Raw genomic sequence first — 9,603 nt, forward strand, 5'->3', positions numbered from 1 at the left:
GTTAACATGAGTTCTTTTACATTTAACAAAGAACGTAAAGATTTTATTCAAATAGAAAAAGGATGGAAAAAACCAGCATGGGCACCGTTAAAAAGAAATTTTTTAAGTGTTCCAGGTTATCCAGGTACAAGATTATTAAACACACAAACAGAAATGCGTATTTTACCTGTTCCAGTTGGAATTATTGTGACAGATGGTGCAGATTTAGAAACATTAAAAGAAGAAATAGCAGCTTGGCTAATTACAGAAGAAGCTGTTGAATTAATCTTTGACGTAACTCCTGATAGAACTTATTTAGCTGTTATTGATGAAGGCTTTGATCCTGATGAATTTGTAACCCTTGGTAAAGGTACTTTAAAGTTTATTTGTCCAATGCCTTATAAATTAGGACCAACCCGAACAGTAGATTTTAAGTTAGAAAGCCGAGGGTTAATCGTAAATGTTCAAAACAAAGGAAGCGTGGAATCTAATCCGATTTTAGAAATTGAAGTAACGAAACCTTCCACATTTCTTGATGTATGGAATGGAACGAATTACTTTCGCATTGGATATCCGCTTAAAGCTGATCAAGTTCCTGTTGAAAGGAATCAGCGCGTATTGTGGGATGAAATGTCAACTACCGTGGGATGGACCAATGTTCCTAAAACAGAAGACATGACGGGTGGAGGGAAGTTTAAAACAGATGGATATCGTTTTATGGCTGAGTATCTAGGTGAACCTACAGTAAAAGGATGGCATGGTTGCATAGCCAAAAAGAATATTCCACAAGGGCCATTACAGGATTTTATTATGCAAGCGTATGTTGGAGTAAGAAGCTTGCATTGGGATCAAATGGGGCGTGTAGAAATTGGGCTTCTTGATGAAAATAGCGATTATGTTGCTCGTATATCTATGAGTGATGTTCAATGGGAAGCCGAGCAGAATAGTGGATTTGCTAGTGTTGGGAATAGTAAAAAACCGGGCGGACAGGTCTTTATTAATGAAACGGGTGATCATCCGAATACGTGGAATCAATATCGCGGTCGATTGTGGTTAGCGAGAACAGGCAATAGGTGGGAAGCTTATATTTCAAGATTTAAAGATGGTACAGAAATCGACGACTCAGAACGCTTTGTCGTGTGGATAGATGAAAAAAATGTCAATATGGCTAAAGTCGCACAGATTCAAATTAGCATCTGTCAATTTTCTAATAATATGTTCTGTCAAAACATGTCTATCGATGATTTAAAGATATGGAAAGTCAATATGAATACACAAGATAAACCACCGTATATTTTCGATGTTGGAGATAAAGTAGCCATTGATACAGAGAGAAGCCTTGTAACGATAAATGGTAAGAGTGCTATTAACTTAAAAGATTTATTTAGTGATTATCCTTTTATTCATAAGGGTTTAAATAAACTAGAAATCATGCCTTCCACTGTCGGAACAGCCAAAGTAACGTATAGGGAGCGATTTAGATGAGGACACCAAGCGGAATTTTACATGTTGTTGATTTTAAAACAAGTCAAATCGTTTCCAATATACAACCAAAAGATTATTGGGATGATAAACGACATTGGGAGATAAAAAATAACATTGATACATTAGAGTTTAAAGTATTTGATAATACAGATCATGCAGCTACACTCATGCAGCAAAATTTAGTTTTAAAAGAGGTAAGGGATGGACGGATTGTTCCGTATGTCATTACTGAAACTGAAAAAAATTCAGATGATAGATCTATTATTGCTTATGCATCTGGTGAATGGATTCAACTAGCGAAAGCTGGCATTATCAATCCGCAGAAGATTGAAGGTAAAACAGTCAATGAGTTTATTGATATGGCTCTTGTAGGTACGAAGTGGAAAAGAGGAAAAACAGAATACGCTGGTTTCCACACAATGACGATTGATGAATTTATAGATCCATTGAAATTTTTAAAAGATACTGCGTCCTTGTTCGAATTAGAAATCCAATATCGTGCAGAAGTTGTAGGATCTCAAATTGTCGGACGTTATGTAGATATGGTGAAGAAACGGGGGCGTGATACTGGTAAAGAAGTATCTCTTGGTAAAGATTTGATGGGAATTAAACGTGTCGAAAACTCTCAAAACATCTGTACAGCCTTATTGGGGTTCATAAAGAAAGAAGGTGGGGACTTTATAACCATCTCTAGTATTAATAATGGAGTTCCTTATCTCGTAGATAATGATTCATTTCAGCGATGGAATGAGCGTGGTCAACATAAATTCGGCTTTTATACTCCAGAAACAGAAGAAGATATAACACCACAACGCCTTTTGACACTCATGAAAACAGAACTTGCAAAACGTGTAAATACATCTTATTCATATGATGTTCAAGCACAAAGTATAGGGCGTGTATTTGGGCTAGCTCATGAGCTGATTAATGAAGGAGATACAATTCGAATTAAAGATACAGGGCTCACGCCTAAATTGTATCTAGAAGCTCGTGTTATTGCTGGTGATGAATCATTTACTGATCCTACACAAGATAAATACGTTTTCGGAGATTATCGTGAAATTGTGGATGCTAATGAAGAATTGCGGAAAATGTACAACAAAATTATTGCTTCACTAGGCGATAAACAAGCGTTATTGGATCAGCTAGATAAACTTGTTAAAGAAACTTCTGAAGCAGCTAATAATGCTCAAAAAGAATCAGAAGCAGCAAAGCAGTTAGCGCAAAAAGTACAAGAAAATCTGAAGAACTACCAAACTACCATTATTGAAAGTAAAACAGCACCGACTACAGGATTAGAGCCTGGTAAAACACTTTGGCTTGATATTAGTAATGGAAAACCTGGTATTTTAAAACTCTGGAAAAACGGTATATGGGATCCTGTTGTTCCTGATGTAGAAAAAGTAAAGAAAGAAACCTTAGAACAAGTAAATAAAGATATTGAGTCCACAAAAACGGAAATAAACAAAAAAGTAGAAGCTGTTCAAAAAGAAGCGGCAGGGCAATATAACGAAGTCACAGAAAGCCTTACTGGTGTTACCCGTACTATTAGTGAGGTACAAAAAGAACAGGGTAATATGAATAAAACAGTTTCTCAAATGCAACAGACAAATGAAGGTTTTAAATCTTCTATTGAGTCATTAACTAAAAAAGGTGGGGAAATCACTGAAAAAATTAATACAGTCGAGAGTAATGTAGGAGAAACGAAAAAGACGATTTCTGAAGTGCAATTGAAAACTAATGAGCTAACAAAAACAACAACTGAAATTAAAGAGCAAGCAGGTAAAATAACTGAAAAACTTACAAATTTAGAAACACGCGAAGTAAGAGTGCGTAACTATGCAAGTAACTCTGATTTTTCAAATGATAAAAATGGGTGGTCTGGAATCACCAATCCAGTTACTACTAAAATTATTGATGTTACTATACCAGATGTCCCTGAAATTAAGAAGGGTTTACAGCTAACAAGTAATAGTGCTTTTATTACCCAAATTTTAAAGACGGAACCATTTGCGAATAGAAAAGGTATTGCTTCCGGTTATGTAGATGTAAAAGCTCTAACTTCTACATCAGAGTATCCACGAATATATATGCGATTTACTTATGAACAGAATGGCAAAGATCAAAATTACTATTCTATTATTTCGCAAAAAGAAGTAACGAATGGATGGAAGCGTATTTCAATTCCTTTTGATACAACGAAATATGCTGGTACTTTAAAAGAGGTAAGGGTAAATATAGCGACTGCAAATACAACTACTGTCGATGCAACATTCACAGGAATTATGGTTGCATTCGGTGATCTTCTTGAGAATTGGAATCTTGCTCCAGAGGATGGAGTGTCACAAGGGGCATTCCAAGAGAAAACAACTGAGATTGTCAAAAGTGTGGATGGCATCAAAGAGAACATAACGAAGGTTGAACAAAATCAAACGGGATTTGATAAACGTGTTGCTGCTGTAGAGAAAACTGCTGAAGGGATTACTTTAAATGTTAGCAAACTACAAGAAACACAAACTCAGCAAGGAAAGACGCTTAGCGGGGCTAATACAACAATAGGTCAACATAGTGAAGCGTTGAAGTTAACAATGAAAAAGAAAGATGTTGAGGATTATGTTGGTGGTATCGGTAGTACAAATGAAGTTAGAGATGCTCCCTTTAAACAAGATTTTAAGTACTGGACCAAATCGAACGGAAATACTGTTATTGATAAACAAGTCACTTACAAGGGCTTTTCGAGCATTCGTACAATCACACAAGGAGAAACAGCAGATAAATACTTTGGAGGAATGAGTAATTTCACGGAAGTCTCACCAGGAGAAGATATAGTTGATTCTGCATACTTTTATACAGATGCTCCTGCTTCTATTGATAGAGGTGCAGCTCTCCAATTAGAATTCTTTGATGCTAGTGGAGGAAGAATTCTATTTCCATCAACATCAATTCAATTATTAAAAGGAATTTGGACAAGGTTTTTTGTCACAGCTAAAGTACCTGCTGGAGCTGTAAAAGCTAGATTGAGATATCACCTTAATCGGAATGGGCGTATATGGATGGCGCTACCTATGTTGCAAAGAGGAACGACTCCATCATCATTTACGGAGAATCCTAATGACATTGTAAATAAAGACAAAATCATGGAAGATTTGGCTGAAAAGGTAGCAACTGAAAAATACGATAAAAAAGTTACTGAGTTAGAAAGAAGTATTACCGCAAATTCAGACGGTGTTTCAATTATCTCTAAAAAACACGAAACTTTTGTGAATGATACTTTTGATGCCTATGTCAAACAAACAGGATCTAAGTTACAGGTGTTAGACGAAGGAATCCTTGCAGAAGTTAAAAAAGGGAATATCATCGCAGCTATTAACTTTTCATCGGAAAAATTAGTAATTGATGTTTCAAAGGTAAATATTAATGCTGATACAATGGTAAAGTGGTTAACAGCAAAAGGTATTGATACGAATATCATTAACGTTAATGGTGATAAAATTACCATCGATAAAAATGGTGTAACCGTTAAAATGCTAGACTTCCTTTTTGAAGATGAATGGGGAACCAAAACAACCGTTATACCTAAACGAAATTTAATAGCCGATCATGATTTTTCTAGCGTTTCGAAAATCAACATAGGAAACAATGATTATTGGGGATTTGGTAGTGGATACGGTCTTACGTGGAAAGCACAGGGAAATGGTGTGGTTATAGAAAAGAATACAAGGGCATTTAACTATGAACAAATGGTAAATGCAGTACGTGTTGACACGTATAATTATCCTGAAACAAAAGTTCAAAACGGGATACATCCGGGAAATTCATATACATTATCAGCCCACTATAGAGCCGCACAGATTAATGGTGTACGTAAAACGGCAAAACCACGATTGCAAGTATGTTTTGTTACGCCACTGGATGAGGTAAGTTATAAAATTTGGCACGAAATATACAAAGAATTTCCGGAGCCTAGCACTTTTTACGGTGAAATTAGAAGATACAATTTTACATTCACTGTTCCTAAAAATTATAACCCACAGGAACACATGATTGTTATTAAAATTACAGCAACAAATGCTCAAGTTTCTGCTGGCACAGCTGTTTGTGTGTCAGGGGTAACCTTGGTTAGTGGTAACTACGCTAGCATGTATAACTGGGATCGATCGGCATCAGAAAGAGCAGATGGTCTTCAGCCATTTAATAGGATTTCAATAGGAGATGTGAATAACAGCATAGCTCTAGCACCTGATGGTCAAACGTTGGATATATCAACAGAAAATGAGGTTAAGTTCTTTAGGAATATAAGAGCGGTACAAGGCGTTAACCTTGGCGGAAATGCATACCAAAGTTGGGGGCATATCCTTTTTAGAGACGGTAATCTTGGACCAGGTTTTTATGTAAATACTCCGAATGGTTGGAAATTTAATGCACTTGGATAGAGAGGAATGATAGAACATGGATGGTAATTATATGATGCCTTTGCAAGCAGGAGAAACGTTTCCTTTTATGGGCAGATTAGTAGACGCAAAACGAACAGAAACAGGGGTTTTTGTTCAAATACCCGATGATATGTTAAATAATGCAGGTATCCCAAATGATACTAGTAAAGTCGAAGTGTGGAGGGAAATTGCTGACGGGACTATTTGTTTTAGAATTGCTACAAGATGTGAATTGTGTGGCCGTGGTTCACGTCTATATGAATTAGATATGGGATTTGCAAAAAAGAATATTTGTGCAGAGGATTATTTCAAACTCACAGGTAAAAATCCCCCACAAGAACCAGTAACAACCGAAAATACAGTTCAAATAGAGCAGCCATAAGCTGTTTTTTATTTTGCACAAAATACGGCTTTTAATGAAGGTGCAAAAAATCAAGACATGAATAAAATACTCTTAGATATAAATTTTAGGAGGAAGTAATTTGAGAACTTTCTATCATGTTTCAAATGTGAAATTATCTAAGGGAACAGTATTAGAGCCTAGATACGGAAATACAATAAATTTCCACAGATATTTCAGGGATACTTATACTAGGTTTTCGCAATATTTGAAAGAAAGTATATTTGAGGATATTAGAACTAATAAGTTCCCTTCATCACCTTCACGTGTTAGGTCGATATATTTATGGCGGGATTTAGAAAACGCTATGAAGTATAAATGTAAATATAATAAAAGTTTCATTTACGAAGTAGAACTTGAAGAGCCAGACCTTGCTAAAGAATTCGATATGCGTTGGATGGACTTAACTGAATTTCAATATTACGAATCAATAAAGGAAATAGCCGACTATTATTATAGTGGGAAGAGCGTTAAAGATGACTCAGTAAATTGGGGTTTTTATAAAAATAGTGGGGTTAAATTTGAAACAATCTGGGAGACCTTGTATGAAGGGAAAGTAACTGTAAAGAGTTTGGTATCAAGTTAAGAATTATAGATATTAATTCGAAGAGAGACTATTATGTCTCTCTTTTTATTTTGAAAGGAGCTGAACTAATGCAAGAGATTCAAGATTTAAAGCAAGAGATCCAACAGATAAAGTTAGATCAAAAAGATATGCAACGAGACATCCGAAACATAGAAACACGTACCACTGTCAATGAAAAGGATATCGTGAATATAAATAAGCTTCTCGATAAGATTAGTGCCAATACTACATGGATTCTCCGAATCATCATTGGTGCAATTGTAGCTGGATTACTTGGTCTGTTAATGAAGGGAGGTGTATAAGTTGGTAGAAATCAGCGTGATAATTGCAGTTGTAGTATCTTTATCCCAGGTAGTAAAAATGCTTGGGCTACAAACTAAATATATTCCATTGCTTAATTTAGCGCTTGGCATTTTGCTAGGCGTTTTATTTTTGCCGTTTGACATAAAAATGAACGTATTCCAAGGACTCATCATCGGTTTATCGGCTAGCGGGTTATACGACCACTCCAAAATTACGAAAAAGGATGTTGATAATAAATGAAAAAAACAATTAAACTAGCTTCCTCTGTATTTATGACTCTATTGCTCCTGTCTAGCTTTGCTACAGGGGCTTTTGCTGATAGAATGCTTATTATTGATGGTTTACCTAAAACTCCATATCGTTTAGGTGTGGGTGCTTATGAGGGTGTTGTAGCTCATAGTACGGCAACCCCAGAAGCACCAGCTATTAATATTCAAAAATACGAGTCTCGCACATGGCGTTCAGCTTTTGTTCATTATGCGGTCGATTGGGATGAAACAATTCAAATTGCAGATACAAAGTACATTGCGTATGGAGCTGGATTAGGTGCAAATAAAAGATTTGTTCATGTAGAGTTATGCGAAACGAGAGATTACGAGAAATTCAAACGCAGCTATGATAAATACGTTAAGTTACTAGCTAAAATCTTACGTGACCGTGGGTTATCTGTAGAAAAAGGATTATGGACTCACTACGATGTAACGAAATACCTTGGTGGAACAGATCATGAAGATCCACTTGATTATTTACGTAGTCACGGTGTATCAGAAGCTCAATTTCGTGCGGATGTACAACGTGCATACAATAATTCTAATGTGGAAGTTTCTGTTCCTGAAAAGCCATCTAAACCAGCAGAAGTACCAACAGCTGTAACAGATGGTATTGCTTATATTGAAGGATACAACGTTAATTTACGTAAAGGACCAGGTACAAGCTATGCTAAGATTCGTCAGTTAAATAAACCAGAATCATATATTGTGTGGGCTGAAAAAGATGGTTGGTTAAATCTTGGCGGTGAGCAATGGATTAAAAATGATCCATCTTATGTGAAGTTTGATAAGAAAAGTACAGTGGATTCTTCTATTGTAGGGAAGCGTGTTGTTTCTAAAGTTAATAATCTACGTTTCTATGACGCTCCATCTTGGCAGGATAAAGATGTTGCTGGTTCTGTGGATGCAGGGTTAGGATTCACAATTGATACAAAAATAAGTGCCAATGGATCACCGCAATACAAAGTACACAATAGCAAAGGTAAAACATACTATGTAACAGCAAATGAAGCCTATGTGTATGTGAAGTAGTAGGTAGCAAAAAAAGCAGAGCCTGATGGGAGCTGAGGTTCTGCTTTTTTATAATGACTGTCATCTTTTGAAAGTCATTTTAACTACATATTTGATTCCGAATTCCATACCTCTACAAATTCAAAGCCTTTTAAGTCACTTTCTAAAATTGTATTTTTAAATTCATCAGATACAAAAACAGAAGGAATGTGTAATATTTCATTTAAGTAAACTTTAAACATTGTTTGGTTTTTAACCATATTAGGTAAAAATGCGTATTTTTTGAAATCTATTACTAAGCCAGAGCGTAGTTTCTTTAATATAGCTTTTTCATAGTCAATTGCATCTATTGCATTTAAAACGTTAATTATATAATACACTTCTCCCGTCACATTATGAATTAGTGGTAGAAATTCTACATTATCACCAAGCATAGACTCTAAGAATTGTTTTGCTCTCTCACTAACCATTGGTGTACCAACTTCTCCCCAAAAATGAGGGAAATCACTGTGATTTCCTTCTTCTACACAATTAATACGTATTTCTCCCCATGAATCAGATACTTTTACTGCTGAATCAATTTTCCCTTCAAAATATTTTTTTGAATCTTCTTCTAAATTCAATAGTTGAAAGGATTCATAGTCATCAAATGAACTCTTTAATTCCCAAATTTTCATCTTTTTTCTCCTTTACTATTTTTCTAGCATAAATAAAATTATTCCTTCTTCGGTTTATTTAATTTTAATTCACCATTTAATAACCGTTCTCTTATATCATGTAAGGCTTCAACAGCATCTGCTTGAGTACCGCCTCGTTTCTTAACAAGACTTAATACCCTCTCTACTTCAAGTATATACTCTGAACTGTGCTTACCTATATGTAAGACTTCAGTAGTCACGTATTCATTCACTTTATAAGGTAAAAATACTCCGTTAGCCGCCGAATCATGGTCTATCCCAAATTCCTTTAATAATATTTGTGCCTTTTCTGCCCTACTATCGTTCCAAGGTGTTAGATGATGTGCTGCATTAGAATATGGGGGTGGTTCAATCCCTGCATCTTTAAGTTCTTCACGTAATACTTTAGATGCTGTATACGAATCGGGATAATCATTTTTTACATTTACTCTATCAAGAA

Annotated in this window: 9 protein-coding genes; 7 read left to right on the top strand and 2 right to left on the bottom strand. The window is 35.5% G+C overall.

Annotation, left to right across the window (positions count from 1 at the left end; translation table 11 throughout):
* Window positions 1–6: 6 nt before the first annotated feature.
* From BAU28_RS14365 to BAU28_RS14395, 7 genes are all read left to right on the top strand, one after another.
* Window positions 7–1,464 (top strand): distal tail protein Dit, encoded by a 1,458-nt coding sequence (locus BAU28_RS14365; protein ID WP_071718903.1) that lies wholly within the window; start codon window positions 7–9, stop codon window positions 1,462–1,464.
* The gene (locus BAU28_RS14370) at window positions 1,461–5,897 is read left to right on the top strand and encodes a phage tail spike protein (RefSeq protein WP_071718904.1); all 4,437 of its coding nucleotides are present in this window, start codon (window positions 1,461–1,463) and stop codon (window positions 5,895–5,897) included. Before BAU28_RS14365 ends, BAU28_RS14370 begins: the two co-directional genes overlap by 4 nt.
* 16 nt (window positions 5,898–5,913) lie before the next feature.
* Window positions 5,914–6,279, top strand: a complete 366-nt coding sequence (locus BAU28_RS14375; protein WP_071718905.1) for a hypothetical protein — start codon at window positions 5,914–5,916, stop codon at window positions 6,277–6,279.
* A 100-nt stretch (window positions 6,280–6,379) separates the two neighbouring features.
* Window positions 6,380–6,883, top strand: coding sequence for a DUF2441 domain-containing protein (locus BAU28_RS14380; RefSeq protein WP_071718906.1), 504 nt, complete (start codon window positions 6,380–6,382; stop codon window positions 6,881–6,883).
* 68 nt (window positions 6,884–6,951) lie between these two features.
* Window positions 6,952–7,185 (top strand): hemolysin XhlA family protein, encoded by a 234-nt coding sequence (locus BAU28_RS14385; RefSeq protein ID WP_083594720.1) that lies wholly within the window; start codon window positions 6,952–6,954, stop codon window positions 7,183–7,185.
* Between the two features lies 1 nt (window position 7,186).
* On the top strand, window positions 7,187–7,426 hold the full coding sequence (locus tag BAU28_RS14390) for a holin (protein ID WP_071718907.1): 240 nt from the start codon (window positions 7,187–7,189) through the stop codon (window positions 7,424–7,426).
* Window positions 7,423–8,487 carry an N-acetylmuramoyl-L-alanine amidase gene (locus BAU28_RS14395; RefSeq protein ID WP_071718908.1) on the top strand — a complete coding sequence of 355 codons (1,065 nt, stop codon included), beginning with the start codon at window positions 7,423–7,425 and terminating at the stop codon, window positions 8,485–8,487. The genes BAU28_RS14390 and BAU28_RS14395 overlap by 4 nt, the downstream gene beginning before the upstream one ends.
* A gap of 83 nt (window positions 8,488–8,570) precedes the next feature.
* Here BAU28_RS14395 and BAU28_RS14400 read toward each other — a convergent pair whose 3' ends face one another.
* Window positions 8,571–9,143 (bottom strand): imm11 family protein, encoded by a 573-nt coding sequence (locus BAU28_RS14400; RefSeq protein ID WP_071718909.1) that lies wholly within the window; start codon window positions 9,141–9,143, stop codon window positions 8,571–8,573.
* A gap of 38 nt (window positions 9,144–9,181) precedes the next feature.
* Window positions 9,182–9,603: AHH domain-containing protein (locus BAU28_RS14405; RefSeq protein WP_244158114.1), on the bottom strand; the 422-nt coding region annotated here is incomplete at its 5' end.

This window comes from Bacillus paramycoides, assembly GCF_001884235.1.
Taxonomy (GTDB): Bacteria; Bacillota; Bacilli; order Bacillales; family Bacillaceae_G; genus Bacillus_A; species Bacillus_A paramycoides.